This is a genomic window from Amycolatopsis sp. cmx-11-32, assembly GCF_047608695.1.
GTDB lineage: Bacteria > Actinomycetota > Actinomycetes > Mycobacteriales > Pseudonocardiaceae > Amycolatopsis.
Window position 1 is genome coordinate 873172 of sequence record NZ_JADNQN010000001.1, and the last position, 15645, is coordinate 888816.

The following is a 15645-nucleotide window of genomic DNA, read 5'->3' on the forward strand; positions in this document are numbered from 1 at the left end:
GGCGGGCGACCCGGGATGCTCAGGACCCACGGGCTCTCGCTATGCTCATGGTCACGGGCCGTTAGCTCAATTGGTAGAGCTGTGGACTTTTAATCCATAGGTTCCGGGTTCGAGCCCCGGGCGGCCCACTGTTATGCAGGTCAGACGAGTTATGCTCCTAGCCGACGCTCCTGGCATGAGGGTTCGTACGAGGCCAGTTCCGGCACCGAGCCCCGCCCATGGCATCCCAGTCCATTCCGCAACCTGTTCGGCTGCCATGCGGGTGCTGCAGTTGGGGCAGGTGGCGGAGTATCTCCCAGGCGGGTAAGTGTCTGCGGACTGTTCGACCTCATCGATCAAGTCGACCTTCAGCACCTCGGCGTGGTCGGAGAATCGCCGGACGACGCAGACCGCGCTCTTCAGTGCGACAACGTTTCTTGGTGGCCAAGCGCTAGTTTCGGCCAGGTGCGGCTGCGAAGGCAGGCCGCGCTGGCCGGTTCAGGTGTAGTGCGTGGCCGGGAGCTCATGGCGTCACCGTATGGAGCATTCGCGAAACGGCGTGACTGGCAGTCGCGCTGTGGCCAGGATGAAGGCATGCTTGTCGACGACTTTCCGCTGGTTGGGCTGCGCCTGATGACGCCGCGGCTGGAACTTCGCTTGCCTTCGGCCGAGGAGCTTGGTGCCCTTGCGGCTCTCGCGGCAGATGGCATTCATCCTCCGAGCGCGATGCCGTTTCTTGTGCCGTGGACCGACCGGCCGTCGGCCGAGGTCGCTCGAGGTGTGATCCAGCATCACTGGTCGCGGCTGGGCAACTGGACCCCGGACGACTGGTCGCTCAACCTCACGGTCCTTCACTCTGGTGTCGTCGTTTGGCAACAGACCCTCGGCGCACGTGATCTTGCGATTCTTCGCGAGGTGGGCACCGGTTCGTGGCTCGGAAAGCGTCACCAAGGGCAGGGAATTGGCACCGAGATGCGGGCTGCAGTACTGCATTTGGCCTTTGCGGGACTGGGCGCAGAGTCGGCCATATCGGGCGCGTTCGAGGACAATCTTGCCTCGCAGGGCATCTCCCGCAAGCTCGGCTACCGGCCCGACGGCCTCCAGCGTCACGCCGTGCGCGGTGGCGCACGTACTGTGCGTCGGCTCCGCCTTCTGCGGGCTGATTGGGAGCGTTGCCGCAGCATTCCGGTCACCATCGACGGCCTCAGCCTTTGCCGACCCTTGTTTGGGATCGCTCCTGCGTAACTGGCAGGCGGTATAGCAGCTCCTGGCGTCCGGACACTGACGCGAAACACCGCCATGACGACCGAATGACGACACAGGACACGACATCAAGGACCACCAAGTGGGCCCGATCTACACGGCCGCGTTCGGACGCGGCCGCCGCGTTCGGCGTCCGTCGCCAGGCCGAACCGCTCGTGACCCCGGTCGCCGACCCGCACGACGACGGCGGTCGTCGGCTTCGCTGAGTAGCCCCCTAGTCGCGGAATGATGCCCTATGCTCGGCCGTCGAGGGTCGATCGACGTGAACATTAGGGGAGGGTTCCGTGATGATGGGGGTTTCAGGGCGGCATCGTCCGGTCGCTGGGGTGCGGTGCGAGGTGCGAGCGGTGATCCATGCCTGAGGGATCTCCCGCCTACGAACCGGGGCTTGACCTGGGCGTGTCCGGTTACTTCCGTCCGACCGGCGGTACGTACGGTGAGCCTGTTCCGGAGGGCGCGGGGTTCACGTACGACGAGGTCACCCTGCACGAACTCGTCAAGGAGTGGCGGGCTCTCGCCCAGGAATACCGGAATGACATCGTGGACGCGAGGCACATCGCCAAGGCACAGCCGCCGGGCGCCGAATACGCGAGCGGGGACAACGCCCAGCTCGTCCAATCGTCCGGCGAAGCGCTCATCGTGGCTTTGAATCAACGCGTCGCCTACTGCGAGAAGATGGCGGACAAGTACGTGGCCGCGCTCGGCAAGTACGCCACCGCCGAAGAGCGGGCCACCGAAGACATCAACCAGCAGTCGAAGGGCATCTAGTGACGCAACGCACGATCCTAGTCCTCGGCGCGGCGGCGCTGGTCCTGACGGCCTGCTCCACCCCGAACGATGGAAACCCGACACCGTCTGTCGGCGGGACCAGCTCGGTACCGTCGAGTTCCGCCGGCCAGGTACCCGGACCTGATGTTCCCAAGGTTAGCGAGCCGATCGACCTGGCCCGGTTCCGGGCGGCGCCCTGCGACGCTCTGACCAGCACTCAAGCCCAAGACCTCATCGGGCCCAAAGTCGAAGCCACACCCCGGAACGAGTCTGCGGGACCTGCGTGTGTGTGGGTCACCCCGTCCACGTCGCGTCCTTCTGTCAACGTCGTCATCGGTAACGGGCCGGACGGTGGGACGGCTGCCGTCTACGCCGCCAAAGGCGGTGCCTACAAGATCGTCGAACCGCTCGAACCGATCGAGGGCTACCCCGTGACCGCGTACGAGGTGCTTGCCAAGCGCGTCGAGGGCGGATGCGCGGTCGCTCTGGGCACGAGCGATGACCAGACAGTGACCGTCGCGGCGGAGCAGTCAGAGCACAACATCGGCAAGAAGGACCCGTGTGACGCTGCGCGCCAAGCGGCGGTCAGTGTGCTGGCTACGCTTCGGGCGGCGAAGTAGCGGAGGCCGAGGCCCCGGGGGGCGTCGGCTTAATCGAGTCGGCGGCCTTTCCGTCGGGGCGTGATCCCTGCCGCGAGCAGCTTCCGCCGCATCATGCTGTAGGTGCAGCCGAAGCTTTCGGCGACCTCGGGGATGGACATCCCGGCTTCGTAGGCGATCACCATGCTCCGCGACGCCGGTACGACTGACGGCGGGCCGTTCTTGCGTAGCGTCGTGCCCGCCGCCAGCAGCAGCACCCGCGCCCGGTGATAGGTGAGGCCATGGCGGGACTTCAGATCAGCGATCGTGGCACCGTCCTCATATTCCCGCCGGAGCGTCGCGCCGAGGTCGTCAGTCACTGCCTGCCTCGTGGTCGCAGCGTGACCCCCGCCGCGAGGAGCATGCGGCGAATTTGGCTGTAGATACGGTCGTATCTTTCGGCGAGCTGCCGGATCGTGGCACCTCGCTCATACAGGTTGACCATGCCTGGCGGGCAAGGCGGCAATCGGACCTTCGGAGGTCGCAGCGTTCCGCCGAGCGCGGCGCTCGTGGCGGGCTCGGCGAAGGGCCCTGAGCGTGAAGACGGCCACCCTGTGCGGCATGACCGGCGTCGTCGACGGCGTAAGGAATCTTATGACCCGGCCGTCGTCGCGTTGTTGACGAGGCTCGAGGCGAGAAACCGACCGTGCGCCAGGCGCCGCTCGACATCCGCCAGCGTTCGAGTAAGCCATTCCCGGGTCTCTCGCCGGTCGAGTGCCAGTTCCGCCAAGCGTTCCAGTTGCCCCTCGTAGTAGCCGACATCCCGTACTTGTTCCAGGAAGAGGCTGGCGGTAGGTAGCTGATGGTGGACGACAGGGGGATGCTCGTCGTGCCGGTACAGGGTGAAACCTATGCAGAGATCAGCCACGAGGGCGTCCGCGGGAACGAGGTGGATGTGGCAACCGGGAAGTGAAGACAGGATCGACAGATGCACCAGTTGCTCGTGTATGACCTCCGCGCGCCCGGAGTTGGCAAGGAGGGCTCTTTCCGGAATGTAGAACGTGAAAGGGCCGGGTTTGCACATGGATGCCGGCTGCCGGGTGAGGCGAGCCCGTACCGCTGCGTCCAGTGCGGGACCGTCTTCGTAGCCATGCTTTCTGAGGACGATGCGGATGTACGGTTCGATTTGGAGACACCAGGGGATCTCGAGAGCATCGTAGCTGGCGAAAGAGCTGCTTTCGTCGTCGAGCAGGGTAACAATAGGCAGTGAGTCGGGGAAACCCGTTGGGTGAGGCCGGGCTTGGTAGCCGTCGTCGGGAAAACGGTCGAGCGCCACCAGGCGCTCGAACTCCTCGGTGGTTGCTTTCGCTCGTGCGAGGTAGAGCGCCACCCTTCCCTCTGGGGGCCTGCGTGTGCCGTTCTCCAAGTGCGAGATCGCAGGCTCGCCCCAATTCAGCATAGACGCCATGTTGACACCGAGATAACCTGCACGTTTGCGGATTCGCCTAAGTTCGGCGCCCAGTTCCCTTCTTTTAGCGGTCGAAAAGTTCTTTTCTCGTTTTGTGTTCAACGGATGCCTCGCTATCGTGTGCGCCATCGATTGCCCTGGTTGTCGGTCGGCTGACCCCGAGTTACGCGGACTGCGGTTTAATCTCGGCTAGGCGGTCGGTGAGCTGCTTTCGGGTCTCGTCGCGACTGAGGGCTAGGCTCGCGATATGTTGCAGACGACTTTCGTAGAAGGTGATGTCGGTATCGTTTTCGAGGAAGAGGCTGGTGGTGGGTTGTTGGAGGTGCAGCACGGGGCGGTATTCGCTGTGTCGGTATAAGGTGAAGCCTGCTCGAATACCCGTCAGGGGTGTGTCCGCTGGAACGAGGCGGATATGGAAGGGCGGCAGTGAGGACACGGTCGTCAGATATGCCAGCTGCTCGTGCGTGACTGTGAGGCTTCCGAGTCCCCCGTTGAGTGCTGCTTCAGAAAGGTAGAAGGTAAAGGAGCCGGGTCGACGAAGAGAGGATGGGCGACGGGAGAGCCGGGCCTCCACCGCCGAGTCGAGCACCCGCTCGTCGTATCCGTACTGACTGAGCGCATCACGGATGTAGGGTTCGACCTGGAGGTAGTGGGGCAATTCCACAGGGGTATAGCTGGTGATGGATGTACTTTCGCGGTCGAGCATGGTGACGATGGGAAAGGTCAGGGAAACCCGCAGGGTGAGACCTGATTTGATAGCCGTCATCCGGACAGCGATCCAAAGCCACCAGTTCATCGAGTTCAGCGGGAGTGGCATTCGCCCGCGCTAGATAGAGCGCGACTTTCCCGTCCTCGACCTTGGTGAGACCGTTCTCCAGACGCGAAACTGTGGACGCATTACAGTTCAGCAACTTGCCCAGGTCGCCTCCGCCGCGACCCTCCCGCTTGCGGATTCGCTGAAGCTCGAGTCCCAGCTCCCTCATCTTCGCGGTCGATAAAGAGGTCACGTTACTTTTCTTCACAATTCCTCAAAGTGCTTATCTGATCCGCGCCGAAGCACGACGCGACTTCCGCAGGCGCGATACGTGTTGTGGGTGAGGTTGGTAGATAACATTGACCTACGATCCTGTGGTCTGCTGGACCCGTGTCGGTTCTGGTCAGGCGCCGGCCTCGTGCGCGAGTTGCGCCTTGTCGAAGCGCTGGTAGAAAAACTCCAGGTAAAACAAGTAGTCGGCGGCGATGTACAGCCGGCCCTTCTGATCCAGCGTGAGACCCCATACAGCCACGTCCGCCTGGGCCGGGTCGGCGAACCATTCGGCTGCGGCCGCGAAGACCTCCGCATAGGTGCGGCCACTGACCGTCTCGAGCAGAACCGTTTTGCCGGCGTGCTGGTACGACATAAAGACTTTTCCCTTCAGAGGCATCGGTTGTAACGGGCATGGAAATCGGCCGTAGGTTGAATGAAGCGCAAAGCATCTGTTCCTAACCGTGAGACGGCGGATAACACACATCGCACCAGGACAGGGCCCGCTCGCCTGCGGGGAACGGTGGGCCGCAGAGCTTCCCGCAGTGACTCACGCTGAGCGCGATCCGGCCGTACCGGAGCCGGTGCCGATAGCGGGGTGTAACACGGTGCAGGACAACGCGACCGTAGAACCAGTACTCGGCCAGCTCGGGGCAGATCCCGTCGAGAGCTCCGCTGACCACGCCGTCTGCCACGACCGATCACCGGGCCAGTTCCCGGGAATCCACGGTACGTACCCCGACATCAAGAGCCATCAGGATGCCGGCGTTCGGCGACGAGGGATACCTTGACCTAGTCACGTGGCCACCTCAAGACCGCGTCGACAACCGAGCTCACGCATCCGCCCACGGCACGCCACGCACGACCCAGAACCCCCGTGATCACCTGGTGACCGGGATAGCGGTGAGCGAAGGCATGGTCGCCAGGCCCCAGGAATATGACATCCGTGTGCCCTAGGCCGACGCGGACAAGCCACGCGTCGGCCACAGCGTCAGCCGCGCCGGGATACAGCGAACGGAATCCGCTAGCCATGGCGAGATCACGCACGACACACTCGGTGGTACCCCGAGAATTCCTGCGGTGAAGTCCTGATTGCGATGTCACGTGGCCTCATTCGGGTCGGTAGCCGCAGGATCCTCAGCCCTCGGCCTGGGGATGTCCCGTCGGCCAGAACCGGTGCCCCTGCGGTGCAAAAGCCGGATGAGGGCGCAGTGTCGTCGGTGTCCGGCCCGGCTACGGTGCGGTGGCTGCCTCTTCTCGCGCGCGTACAGATCCCGGACATCGAGCGGAACCGCGGCCAGAGCCTCTCGCCGACTCAGATGTCTGAGTGCCCGGACGCACTCTCGGCAAGCACGTCCCGAGGGCCAGTCGTCGACCTGAGGAAGAATGACCGCCCCGCAAAGTGCGGTAATCCCGACGGCTGAGCGGACCCCGGCACTCCCGTCGGTGGAGACCTGATGCTTGATCTTCGTTACGGCACAGGTGACCGAGCGCGCGGCACGCGTAGCGGAAGGCTGAAGCTTCTCGAGCATGGTGGCGTCCAGAAAGGTCTGTAATGAACGGAGACAGGGCGAACAGGTGAAGTACCCGGTCCTTAGCGGCGCGCAGGACTCAGGCTGACGGCGCCCGACGCGGGAGGGCTACTCCGGGGCGCCCAATCACTTGCCCACCCGCGGCAAGCTGTGGACTACGGCTGATCTCTGGAAAATCGGTCCGCCCGGGAAGGCCAGTGTGTCGTCTACGGAGGCTCGCGGCCAGAGGGCTGCTGGACAGCTGGGTCGCCCCAGGCCAGATACGGCGCCCCGGGGCATGCAGCCACGGCGACGGGACTCGGGCCGTTCCATGAAGCCGCTGTCCCCAATTCGGAGCAGTGCAGTCGTCTGGATGAGGAAGAGCGAGAAGCCGCCTCAGGGCATCGTCCGTCCCGCCGCCGAACGACCAGCAAATCAACTCAGGCGTGAAAGGATCGACGCCCGGAGCGAGCGGAGTTCGATAGGCTTCAGCGGAGACGCGACAACGGAGAACCAAGATGTCCGCATGAGCCGGCCACCGGTAGAGAAAGACCTCGCCGAGCGGGGCGGAGTCAAGCCCAAATCGCCATTCCTCCCAACCGCGGATACGCAGGTTATGAAAGTCGTCGTCAAGAGTCATGGGAACCTCGGGGAATTCTCGCAAGAAATGGCGTATCACTCGTCGATCAAGAACCTGGTATCTGCCGCAAAGCTTGCCGACGGGCGGGCATTCGGCGAGGTCTTCGACAATGTGTGTAGCCCCCGAGAAACGCGCGACATCAACACCCAGGTAGGGGGATCAACCGGCGGCAGGGGCAGAGATGTTGAAAAGCAGTTAACGCTGCTTGCCCAAGCAGGTGCGAAACGCTCTCGACGCGGATCGTCGCGTACAGGCAACGGATCGGGAACCCGGCGTCGGCGCGTGTCGACAACAGAAGGAAACCAGTCGGTAGTCACAAACATCAGCTCCTTGGGGACGTGATGTCACGACATTGGTATGCCCTGTCGGCGATGACCAGAGCGCCAACCCCGCAGCAACTACGCAGGAACCTCGCACGCGACCCATTGACCTGCGGTAACGTGTGTCCTGTCACGATGTGTATTGGCGGGTGAACATATGGCAACCAAAGAGTCGGCCCTGGCGGCGGCACGGGCGACAGTCGGGCTCACACAGGAGAACCTTGCCTTCGCGTTGGACGTCAGCGTCAGCACCCTCAGTCGTTGGGAAAACGGCTTAGTCAAGCCGCTTCCACCTAAGCGTCCGAAGCTGGCCAGACTTCTCAACGTCTCGCTCTCGGAGCTCGAGCTTCTGCTTCGAGAGGTCCATGAACGGACGTCTGGGCGTTCGCCGGAACGCTCCGTCAGCGTGGAGTTCGACTACGACTCGTGGGAAGACGATCTAGACCGAACGGCGATCTGTCTCGGGCGGCAGGAATTCGACCTTGCGAAGCTTCTCCTGGATCGCTGGGTCCTGCGGTTCCGAGCGGAGACAGCTGGCATGCTGGGTCTGCACCTGTACGGACGATCTCTGCGGTTACTAGGTGATCTACGGCAAGATCAAGGCCTGCTTCGCGGGCCGCTATCAGCTCGGCAAAGCTACCTGAAAGCGATCCAGGTCTATGGCGAGTTAGGCGCCGACCGGCGTGTCGCGCAGCTCGAACTACAGCTGGCGGTTCTCGATGAGATGGATGGTCGGCTGGTCGAGGCGGCAGAGGCGTATAAGCGGCTGGCTACCGACCAACGACTGGCTGAGCGGGATCGCGCGCGCGCTCAGCTTTGGGTTGGCACAGCACTGAGCAAGCATGGATTGAACGTTGAAGCAGTCTCCTTCATCCGTCCTGCAATCCGGCGATTCGAACAGCTGGAAGAGCCGCAAGACTGGTCAGTCGCCTATCAGAAGCTGGCACTCGCCCATCGTGGTGCGGCCGACCTGCGAAGCGCCTCCGACGCGATCGAGATTGCCTTGAACAACCGCGCCGGAGACGCGCCCATGCAAAGAGTCCGGCTCGATACCGCCCACGCTCACATCCTACTCTCGGATGCGGCCACCGCAGACAACGGCTTAGCCCTGCTCGACGCGGCAGCAGCCACGTCAGCGCGGTACGGCATGATGCACCAGCTGGTGAGTATCGAGGGTATCCGCCACGCCTTCGAAGGCAAGTCATGAGTGCAACCCGCGCACAACTGAGGAGTACTACGCATCGTGAAGCTCGGACTAACTGAGTCGCAATGGCTGGCCGCGGAGCTGGTCTGGGACTACCACCAGATGCATCACATACTCCGACCCTGCTCAGTCGCAATCGCTCTCGGTTGTAACGACATCGGCGTTGCTTCATATACGGCAGCCCTCTACAGCCAAGGCCTTTTTTCAACCGTCGTCTTCACTGGTGCAACCAGTCGGGACACAGCGGCAGTGTTTCCTCGCGGGGAAGCTGTCCATTTCCGCGAGCACGCGTTGGAACTTGGCGTACCGGAACAAGCCATCGTTCTCGAGCCGGAAGCACGCAATACCGGATCGAACATCTCGCTTGCGCGGCTGGCGCTGGCCGATGCGGGAGTGGAAACTCCGGACTCAGTCCTTCTTATATCTACGCCATACATGGAACGACGCGCCTACGCAACGTGTCGCAAGCTCTGGCCCGACGTAGAGGTGGTCTGCGCGTCATCGCCCCATATGCTAGAAGAGTACGTCAAAACCATCGGCGACGCAGTCGAGGTCGTGGACATGATGGTCGGTGATCTTCATCGAGTTATGGAATACCCCAGCCAAGGTTTCGCGATTAAGCAAACTGTTCCCCAGGCGGTTCGGGATGCTTTCGACCTGTTGACAAAGGAAGGATTCAACAGTCGGCTTCTTTCCTAGGCGTCGTGCTGATTGGTAACAGGTCCTCTCCGCGCTAATATCCGCCGGCCCTGATTCTTTGGCGTTGAGGTCCGATATCGGATCACCTTCGACGATCAAGAGGTCGATGCTATAGCCAACTGAGCCTGCAAGAACCTCGCGCAGAAGGGTCCGGTCGGCCGCCGGGAGGCGGGCGCGAGCGGACCGCTTCTACCAGGGTATTTGGTGGTCATGCAACCATGCGGGTGGATTCATGGCGCCGCTTTGAACCGCCTGGGTGACTCTGTGGTCGCGGCGTCGCTGCTCGATCCAGCGCGGTGTCCCGCGGCGGTGTGTTGTGCGGCTGTGTCGGCTGGATCCGGCCCGTGTGACTCTTTCGCGTCGCGTCGCTTCGAATCCTTCGATTGCCGATGTTGTCTTTTGGTTGTCGCGCAGGGTTTGACCTAAGACGACGGCATCTTCGAGGGCCAGTGCGGCGCCCTGCTCTGTGGCTGGCGGGACTGCGTGTGCTGCGTCGCCGATAAGGACGATGTGGTCGGTGTGCCACGCCGGCATGGTGTCGAGCGTGCGTGTGTTAGAGGGCAAGATGACGTCCGCGGTTCGGATGATGGTCGTGGCTGGCGTGTGGTCGCGTCGGAAGAGTCTGATAAGGCGTTTGCGCCAGGTTTCGATGTCGCGCGGTTCATCCGCTGGGAGTGGTTCTGGTGAGGCGATGTTGGCATACCAGTAGATGTCCCCGGCAGCGGTTGTGTAGCCGAATGTCGCCTTCTTTCCCCAGTAGATGTGAAAGGCGTCCGGCGACGGAGGAGCGGCGGTGCTCGCGGGGGCGTAGCCGTAGACGAGGTGGGTTCCGGCGTAGTGGGGTTCTGGTGCGGAGGGAAAGGTCAGCTGGCGGGTTGTGGAGTTGAGTCCGTCTGCGCCGATGAGCACGGTGCCTTCGGCGGTGGATCCGTCGCCGAAGGTTGCTATGACGCTGCCGGAGCGGCTAGTCGCGGCTATCAGGCGCTTGTTCATGGTGACGGCCGCTCCGCGGTCGGCGGCCGCGGTGCGCAAGACGCGGGCGAGTCGAGCGCGGGGCATCGTGCGGGGGACGTCATTGGGTCCGTTGCCGGTGAAGGAGACCGTGCCGAGGTGTCGGCCGGTGCCTGAGCTGAGTTCGGTGTTGGCGACGGGGTAGGAGATCTCGGTGACGATGTCGTGTGCGTCGATGGCGCGCAGGGCGTTGAGACCGTTGCGTGGAAGGCGTAGTGCGGCTCCGCTGTAGTCGCCTCCGTCGTGCCGAGCTTCATAGACTTCGGCTGTGATGCCGGCTTTGCGCAGAGCTAGGGCGGCTGCGGACCCCGCGATGCCGCCGCCGACGATGATCGCGTGATGGGTCACGCGGCCCTCCCTGAGGTAGCTGAGTGTCTGGCAGCAAAGGCACGTGAGAGCGCTACGAGTTCGTCGACCTCGTCGTACGCTGAGTTGGTCTCCGGGATCGCGAGAGGGACGGCCCGCTGTTGCTCACCTCGGTCACCACGGGAGCCGCGGAGTGCTTCGGCGATGAGGTCTGACAGCGGTGTGTCGGCTGGATGGTCTTCGCGGAGTTTCGCCACGCGTGGGCTGATTCGGACGAGTCCGTCTCGGCATTCGATCATCCGACGGTAGTAGCGCCGGTGCACGTCCCATACGCGGAGGGAGTCCCACGGCGTGGTGGAGGCGCGGAGAAATTCGTCTTCAGGAAATGCGTGGTGTAGAGCTGTCCACAACGGCCCGAGTGCTTGGTAGGCGCGACGTTGACGCCACCAGATACGTATGGCGGTCAGCCGCATGCGGGCCGCCGGATAGAGGAGGCCACCGACGATCGCGACGATGCCGGTGAACGACAGTGTCCCGTTCACGCCGATGATGTCCATGAACAGGGTTCCGGTGAACCAGTACTCGACGTCGATCGCGGCGAATATTCCGCTGGTCACCGCGACCAGGACGAAGCCGACGGCCGCGACGCGAAGTCCCATACTCAGCCGCCGTTCGGCCTGGCGGGCGTAGCGCAGTGCCGAGACCGCGCATGCTGCGAGCGCGCAGCCCATGAAGAGGTTGGCGGCGAAGTAGATGACCGACATGTGCGGAACGGACCGTGGCGCCGGCGCCAAAGCGGCAGCACCGATCATGACGAGTTCGGCGGTGACGAGCACCATCAGGTTGCGGCGAGTGCGGCGTTTGGCCACCTGTCGAGGCAGCGTCGCAGCATCGAAGAAGAACAGCAGGGAGAAAACGGCGGCCGACGTGGGAGCGTGCCAAGCTACGGCGGACCACACTGGGCCCCCGCGCACGAGCGACGCGTCGCCGACGACGTCACGCAGGATGCGCCCGACGAGCGCGAAGGCGAGGAAGCCGACGATGCCCTGAAGGGGGAGGTTCCAGGGCTGCCGGCTGAGCTGATAGCCCTTCCAGATCAGGCCGCCGAGGAGGCAGCTGATCAGTGCAGCACTGATGAGCCAGCTCATAGCCAGCCGATCCGGGCGCCGAGAGCGGTGTCCATGCCGCGCGCGGCGCCGTCAGAGGGCCGCGGGGCCGCGATATTCAGGATCGACGCCCATTCGAGGATGATCGTCGCGACTGCTTCGGCCTCCCGTTCGTGGTCTGTGTCGTAGGCAGTTCTCCGGAGCGCTCGTTTCACCGCGTCCTCGCCGATATCCGGGTACTGCTCGCTCAGCGATCGTGTGCCTGGCGTTGTGAGCCCGTCGGGAAGGACGTCTCTGTCGAGAGCACCCTGATGGCCGCCGAGGATATGGCCCAGTTCGTGCAGGACGATGTGGTCCTGGTGCAGTTTGGACGTTTCCTTCTGGAAGAGGATGTAGTCCGCTTCTCGTGTGGAGATCCACATGCCGAAAGGGCCGGGGACCGGGATGGGGTAGGCGATCAGGCGGATCGGTTTGCCGCGAATCTCGCCCATCTGACGGCATAGCTCGGTCACGTCCAGGGGCGGGCGAATATCGAGCTTGCTCAGCATCTCACGGCATTGTCGGCGTATGCGCCGTTCAGACACCCGCACCCTCCCTTCGCGCCAGCGACTTCGGGCAGCATCGCAGAAATCGCTATGGCCGGTCCGTTCTAGACGCCTGGAAGCCCTCCATCGGGTGGCGGGGGCCTCTCGGCTTGTTCTTGCTGGTAGACGAGTTCGAGCATGTCCTTCACCAGCTTCAGCCGTTCGGGTGATAGCTGGCCGGCGCGCATCGCCAGCAGCTGAATCTCGTCGTCACCGGAAAGGCTGGCCATCCTGGCGCGCTCCGCCTTCAGCGCTTCCAGCTGCAGGTCGACTTGCCGCACCAGCTCGTCGTCGTCATCGAAGAAGTACGCGACCGGGACCTCGAAGAAGGCGGCTAGCCCTTCCAGGTAGCTCTTCGTCGGATTGGTCTTCGTGCCGTTACGGAGTCCCCAGATGTAGCTCTGCGATGCCGTCCTGGCGTATCCGCCGGCAACAATGAATTCGGCGACCTGCTCGTTGCTGTACTCCTTGCCGTTCGGTCGCTTCTTCGTCGCGAAGAGGTCGTTCAGCTTCGCGGCGAGCGTTCGCGTCGCTTGCCCTGCCACCCCAGGCCTCCATGACAGCCTCTGTATCTTCACTGGTGAGACACCCAATCGGGTGATCACTTTCTTGTCAGTTGAAAAGAACTTTCTCCTGAGAATAGTCTCGAGACTACGAAGTCTCAACTGAGGAGAAAGTTCGCCACCCAGGTGGGCTAGCGAGCTTGGAGCCTCAAGGTCGGAGGAAGTTGATGGTGACCGCAATGGCGCCAGTGCAGGTGGCAGGTCCGGGCTCGCCCCGGCACAGCGGGGCAAGAGCGGCTCGCTTCTAGCGCGGTCGATTGCTCTGCGGATGGGGAGACGCAGATGCGACAGATCAACAGCTTTGCCGAGGCGGTGCACCGGCTGCGCCGTGAGCAGGGAATGAGCCTGGGTGATGTGGCCGCGAAAGCCCGCTACAGCCCGAGCTACTTATCCAAGCTGCTCCACGGCCACCGGCGCCTTCTGCCGGAGGTCGTGCGCCAGATCGACACGGTCCTCGACGCGAAGGGGCAACTCGAACGCCTCGCCGAACAACAACGCTCCGAAGGCTCGGCGGGCGGGGAGAAGCCGATGCAACTGCCCGCCGACGTCCCAGGCTTCGTCGGACGCGCAGACGTCCTGCGGACGATGGATGCCACACTCGCGAGCCGGGCAGAGGGGAGCGCCCACACGATCGTGATCGAAGGAGGCTTCTGGGTCGGAAAAACGGCGCTGGCCGTGCACTGGGTCACCCGAATCCTGGATCGGTTTCCCGGCGGCTGCCTCTTCGCCGATATGCGCGGGCTCGGCCCCGGTACGCCCAGGACGCCGGAGGAGGTACTCGATGGCTTCTTGCAGGCATTGGGTGCCGCTCAGGCCGACCTGAACGGCACACTAGAGGTCAGGGCCGCACGGTTCCGATCGATCCTCGCCGAACGTCCCGCCGTGGTCGTCCTCGACAACATCGCCGACTACAGCCAGGTGCGGCATCTGCTGCCCGGCGGCGGGAGTGTCGTCGTTGCTACCAGCCGCGAGCACCAAGCCAGTCTGCTGCTGCGGACCGGTGGCGTGTCGATCGACTTGCCCGCCTTGCCGGTCGCCGACGCACTGACCTTGCTCGCCAGCCGCGCCGGCCGTCATCGGCTAGCCGCGGACCCCGTCGCCGCGGAAGCCGTCGTTCGGCGCTGCGGCCGGCTTCCCATGGCGGTCCTGATCGTCGCTGAACACCTCCAACAGCGTCCCGACAGCACGCTGGGCAAAATCGCCGCCCAGCTGGCGACCGACCGCCACCGGCTGGACCTCTTCACCTCGCCAGACCCCACGGTCAACATCCATGGCGTGATCGACCTGTCCTACCTCGCTCTGCCACCGGCCGCGGCACGGCTGTTCCGTCTGTTGGGGATCAGCCCCGCGTACATCGTCAGTGCGGACTCCGCTGCCGTGCTCGCCGACATCGAACCCGACCTCGCGGAGTCACTTCTTATTGTGCTTCGGCAGGCTCACCTGGTAACGCCCATGCCGGACGGTCGCTACTGCATCGACTACCTTCTCCGGGCATATGCACACCAGCGTGCGCTGGTCGAGGAACACCTCCGCGACGTCGAGAAGGCTCAAGACCGGGTTCTCAGGTGGTACACAGCGCGGGCGCTTTCCGCCAACAACTCGCTCATCCCGAACTGGCGTGACTCGACGATCAACAGCCTGCTCGCGAACTTCGACCAAGACCGCCCTGGCTTTGACGAGGCGATGTCCTGGTGTCAGACCGAGGTCGCGACCGCCCTGCAAATCGCGAAGAACACCCGCAGCCACCTCGCAAAGGACCTCCTGTGGGTCCTGCCGACGGCATTCCTTCCCTACTTCGCCATCACTCGCAGCTGGACGGACTGGCTCATCGCCGCCAACCACGGGCTCGACGCCGCGACCGCGACGGTAAGCACTCCGGGCACTGCTCGTAGCCTGCAAGTCCTCGGCTGGGCCGAGCGTGACCTCGGCCGGACAGCCGAAGCCATCTCGCATCTCACGCAAGCACTCGAGCTTTACACCAAACTCGGAGACGAGCTGGCCGCAGCATGGACCGCACACGGCTTGGCGCTCGCACTCTCCGATAGCCAACGGCACAGTGACGCGATCGTCCATTTCCAGGCGGCGGACGACCGGTTCCAGGCACTTCACCACGGAATCGGCGTCGTCATGAACCAGGCAGCACTCGCCCTTGCCTTCCACGAAGCCGGTGATCGCGAGCGAGCCATCGATACCGCGCGCGAGGCACTGAGCCTCGCTCAAAGGCACGACTCCGACGGTATCCACAGCCTGGCGCACCACAACCTCGGCATCCTGCTGCAACGCAGAGGCGAACATAAGGCGGGCCTTACACACTTCGATGCCGCAGCCTCCATTCGGCAGCGCCCGTGGCAACAATGGAACCTCGCTGACACACTGATCGCCCGAGCGGACTCCCTAGCAGCCCTGGGGTTTCGTCCCCAGGCCACAGCCACCTACGAAAAAGCTGCCGGCATGCTGGAAAGCCTCCGCGATTCCCGGGCGCACGAAATTCGCGTGTCAATGGTCAGTTTTTTCTCCCCGTAGGCGGCCAGATGTTCTCCCCGCTGGCGGCCAGGCCGATCTCCCCAACCGCGGCCAAATACTTCCCCGCCTGGTTAGGACTCAGATCAACGCAGCGGTCT

The 15645-nt window shown here is 63.6% G+C and carries 17 protein-coding genes, 1 tRNA gene and 1 pseudogene; 9 read left to right on the forward strand and 10 right to left on the reverse strand.

Annotation, left to right across the window (positions count from 1 at the left end; translation table 11 throughout):
• Nucleotides 1-55: 55 nt before the first annotated feature.
• From ACM6LR_RS04430 to ACM6LR_RS04450, 5 genes are all read left to right on the forward strand, one after another.
• Nucleotides 56-128 (forward strand) — tRNA-Lys (locus ACM6LR_RS04430).
• 445 nt (nucleotides 129-573) lie between these two features.
• Nucleotides 574-1224: a GNAT family N-acetyltransferase gene (locus ACM6LR_RS04435; RefSeq protein ID WP_414943201.1), complete on the forward strand. Its 651-nt coding sequence runs from the start codon at nucleotides 574-576 to the stop codon at nucleotides 1222-1224.
• 65 nt (nucleotides 1225-1289) lie between these two features.
• Nucleotides 1290-1448, forward strand: a complete 159-nt coding sequence (locus ACM6LR_RS04440; RefSeq protein ID WP_414943202.1) for a hypothetical protein — start codon at nucleotides 1290-1292, stop codon at nucleotides 1446-1448.
• A gap of 148 nt (nucleotides 1449-1596) precedes the next feature.
• Nucleotides 1597-2010: a hypothetical protein gene (locus tag ACM6LR_RS04445; RefSeq protein WP_414943203.1), complete on the forward strand. Its 414-nt coding sequence runs from the start codon at nucleotides 1597-1599 to the stop codon at nucleotides 2008-2010.
• Nucleotides 2010-2630, forward strand: coding sequence for a DUF3558 domain-containing protein (locus ACM6LR_RS04450; RefSeq protein ID WP_414943204.1), 621 nt, complete (start codon nucleotides 2010-2012; stop codon nucleotides 2628-2630). Before ACM6LR_RS04445 ends, ACM6LR_RS04450 begins: the two co-directional genes overlap by 1 nt.
• Before the next feature lie 29 nt (nucleotides 2631-2659).
• Here ACM6LR_RS04450 and ACM6LR_RS04455 read toward each other — a convergent pair whose 3' ends face one another.
• The 6 genes and pseudogenes from ACM6LR_RS04455 to ACM6LR_RS04480 all read right to left on the reverse strand — a co-directional run bounded on the left by ACM6LR_RS04455 (nucleotide 2660) and on the right by ACM6LR_RS04480 (nucleotide 5456).
• Nucleotides 2660-2968 (reverse strand): hypothetical protein, encoded by a 309-nt coding sequence (locus tag ACM6LR_RS04455; RefSeq protein WP_414943205.1) that lies wholly within the window; start codon nucleotides 2966-2968, stop codon nucleotides 2660-2662.
• Nucleotides 2965-3093 (reverse strand): helix-turn-helix domain-containing protein, encoded by a 129-nt coding sequence (locus ACM6LR_RS04460; protein ID WP_414943206.1) that lies wholly within the window; start codon nucleotides 3091-3093, stop codon nucleotides 2965-2967. The genes ACM6LR_RS04455 and ACM6LR_RS04460 overlap by 4 nt, the downstream gene beginning before the upstream one ends.
• 147 nt (nucleotides 3094-3240) lie before the next feature.
• Nucleotides 3241-4185, reverse strand: a complete 945-nt coding sequence (locus ACM6LR_RS04465) for a helix-turn-helix domain-containing protein (RefSeq protein WP_414943207.1) — start codon at nucleotides 4183-4185, stop codon at nucleotides 3241-3243.
• A gap of 34 nt (nucleotides 4186-4219) precedes the next feature.
• Nucleotides 4220-4873 (reverse strand): DUF5753 domain-containing protein, encoded by a 654-nt coding sequence (locus ACM6LR_RS04470; protein ID WP_414943208.1) that lies wholly within the window; start codon nucleotides 4871-4873, stop codon nucleotides 4220-4222.
• Nucleotides 4874-4904: 31 nt separating this feature from the next.
• Nucleotides 4905-5039, reverse strand: a pseudogene (locus ACM6LR_RS04475) (helix-turn-helix domain-containing protein); the annotation flags it as partial.
• Nucleotides 5040-5213: 174 nt separating this feature from the next.
• Entirely contained in the window at nucleotides 5214-5456 is a 243-nt protein-coding gene (locus ACM6LR_RS04480; protein ID WP_414943209.1) for a hypothetical protein, read from the reverse strand.
• Nucleotides 5457-6964: 1508 nt separating this feature from the next.
• On the opposite strand from ACM6LR_RS04480, the gene ACM6LR_RS04485 reads away from it, so the two are divergent.
• The 3 genes from ACM6LR_RS04485 (at nucleotide 6965) to ACM6LR_RS04495 (ending at nucleotide 9454) form a co-directional block, all read left to right on the forward strand.
• Nucleotides 6965-7573: a hypothetical protein gene (locus ACM6LR_RS04485; RefSeq protein ID WP_414943210.1), complete on the forward strand. Its 609-nt coding sequence runs from the start codon at nucleotides 6965-6967 to the stop codon at nucleotides 7571-7573.
• Nucleotides 7574-7708: 135 nt separating this feature from the next.
• Nucleotides 7709-8758: a helix-turn-helix domain-containing protein gene (locus ACM6LR_RS04490; protein ID WP_414943211.1), complete on the forward strand. Its 1050-nt coding sequence runs from the start codon at nucleotides 7709-7711 to the stop codon at nucleotides 8756-8758.
• Nucleotides 8759-8794: 36 nt separating this feature from the next.
• The gene (locus ACM6LR_RS04495) at nucleotides 8795-9454 is read left to right on the forward strand and encodes a YdcF family protein (protein WP_414943212.1); all 660 of its coding nucleotides are present in this window, start codon (nucleotides 8795-8797) and stop codon (nucleotides 9452-9454) included.
• 189 nt (nucleotides 9455-9643) lie between these two features.
• Here the strand turns inward: ACM6LR_RS04495 and ACM6LR_RS04500 are convergent, their stop codons facing one another.
• The 4 genes from ACM6LR_RS04500 to ACM6LR_RS04515 all read right to left on the reverse strand — a co-directional run bounded on the left by ACM6LR_RS04500 (nucleotide 9644) and on the right by ACM6LR_RS04515 (nucleotide 13006).
• Entirely contained in the window at nucleotides 9644-10813 is a 1170-nt protein-coding gene (locus tag ACM6LR_RS04500; protein WP_414943213.1) for an FAD-dependent monooxygenase, read from the reverse strand.
• Nucleotides 10810-11919 (reverse strand): MAB_1171c family putative transporter, encoded by a 1110-nt coding sequence (locus ACM6LR_RS04505; protein ID WP_414943214.1) that lies wholly within the window; start codon nucleotides 11917-11919, stop codon nucleotides 10810-10812. Before ACM6LR_RS04505 ends, ACM6LR_RS04500 begins: the two co-directional genes overlap by 4 nt.
• A complete protein-coding gene (locus ACM6LR_RS04510) occupies nucleotides 11916-12461 on the reverse strand; it encodes a hypothetical protein (RefSeq protein ID WP_414943215.1) in 546 nt (181 codons plus the stop codon). Before ACM6LR_RS04510 ends, ACM6LR_RS04505 begins: the two co-directional genes overlap by 4 nt.
• Before the next feature lie 65 nt (nucleotides 12462-12526).
• Nucleotides 12527-13006 carry an XRE family transcriptional regulator gene (locus tag ACM6LR_RS04515; RefSeq protein WP_414943216.1) on the reverse strand — a complete coding sequence of 160 codons (480 nt, stop codon included), beginning with the start codon at nucleotides 13004-13006 and terminating at the stop codon, nucleotides 12527-12529.
• Nucleotides 13007-13306: 300 nt separating this feature from the next.
• Here ACM6LR_RS04515 and ACM6LR_RS04520 point away from each other — a divergent pair, with 300 nt between their 5' ends.
• Entirely contained in the window at nucleotides 13307-15547 is a 2241-nt protein-coding gene (locus ACM6LR_RS04520; protein ID WP_414943217.1) for a helix-turn-helix domain-containing protein, read from the forward strand.
• The last annotated feature ends 98 nt before the right edge of the window (nucleotides 15548-15645 follow it).

What these genes read in the sequence shown, in the direction of transcription:
- ACM6LR_RS04435 (WP_414943201.1), top strand. Translation starts at nt 574, where the DNA reads ATGCTTGTCGACGACTTTCCGCTGGTTGGGCTGCGCCTGATGACGCCG.
- ACM6LR_RS04440 (WP_414943202.1), top strand. Translation starts at nt 1,290, where the DNA reads ATGACGACACAGGACACGACATCAAGGACCACCAAGTGGGCCCGATCT.
- ACM6LR_RS04445 (WP_414943203.1), top strand. Translation starts at nt 1,597, where the DNA reads ATGCCTGAGGGATCTCCCGCCTACGAACCGGGGCTTGACCTGGGCGTG.
- ACM6LR_RS04460 (WP_414943206.1), bottom strand. Translation starts at nt 3,093, where the DNA reads ATGGTCAACCTGTATGAGCGAGGTGCCACGATCCGGCAGCTCGCCGAA.
- ACM6LR_RS04465 (WP_414943207.1), bottom strand. Translation starts at nt 4,185, where the DNA reads ATGGCGCACACGATAGCGAGGCATCCGTTGAACACAAAACGAGAAAAG.
- ACM6LR_RS04470 (WP_414943208.1), bottom strand. Translation starts at nt 4,873, where the DNA reads ATGCCACTCCCGCTGAACTCGATGAACTGGTGGCTTTGGATCGCTGTC.
- ACM6LR_RS04480 (WP_414943209.1), bottom strand. Translation starts at nt 5,456, where the DNA reads ATGTCGTACCAGCACGCCGGCAAAACGGTTCTGCTCGAGACGGTCAGT.
- ACM6LR_RS04485 (WP_414943210.1), top strand. Translation starts at nt 6,965, where the DNA reads ATGAGGAAGAGCGAGAAGCCGCCTCAGGGCATCGTCCGTCCCGCCGCC.
- ACM6LR_RS04490 (WP_414943211.1), top strand. Translation starts at nt 7,709, where the DNA reads ATGGCAACCAAAGAGTCGGCCCTGGCGGCGGCACGGGCGACAGTCGGG.
- ACM6LR_RS04505 (WP_414943214.1), bottom strand. Translation starts at nt 11,919, where the DNA reads ATGAGCTGGCTCATCAGTGCTGCACTGATCAGCTGCCTCCTCGGCGGC.
- ACM6LR_RS04520 (WP_414943217.1), top strand. Translation starts at nt 13,307, where the DNA reads ATGCGACAGATCAACAGCTTTGCCGAGGCGGTGCACCGGCTGCGCCGT.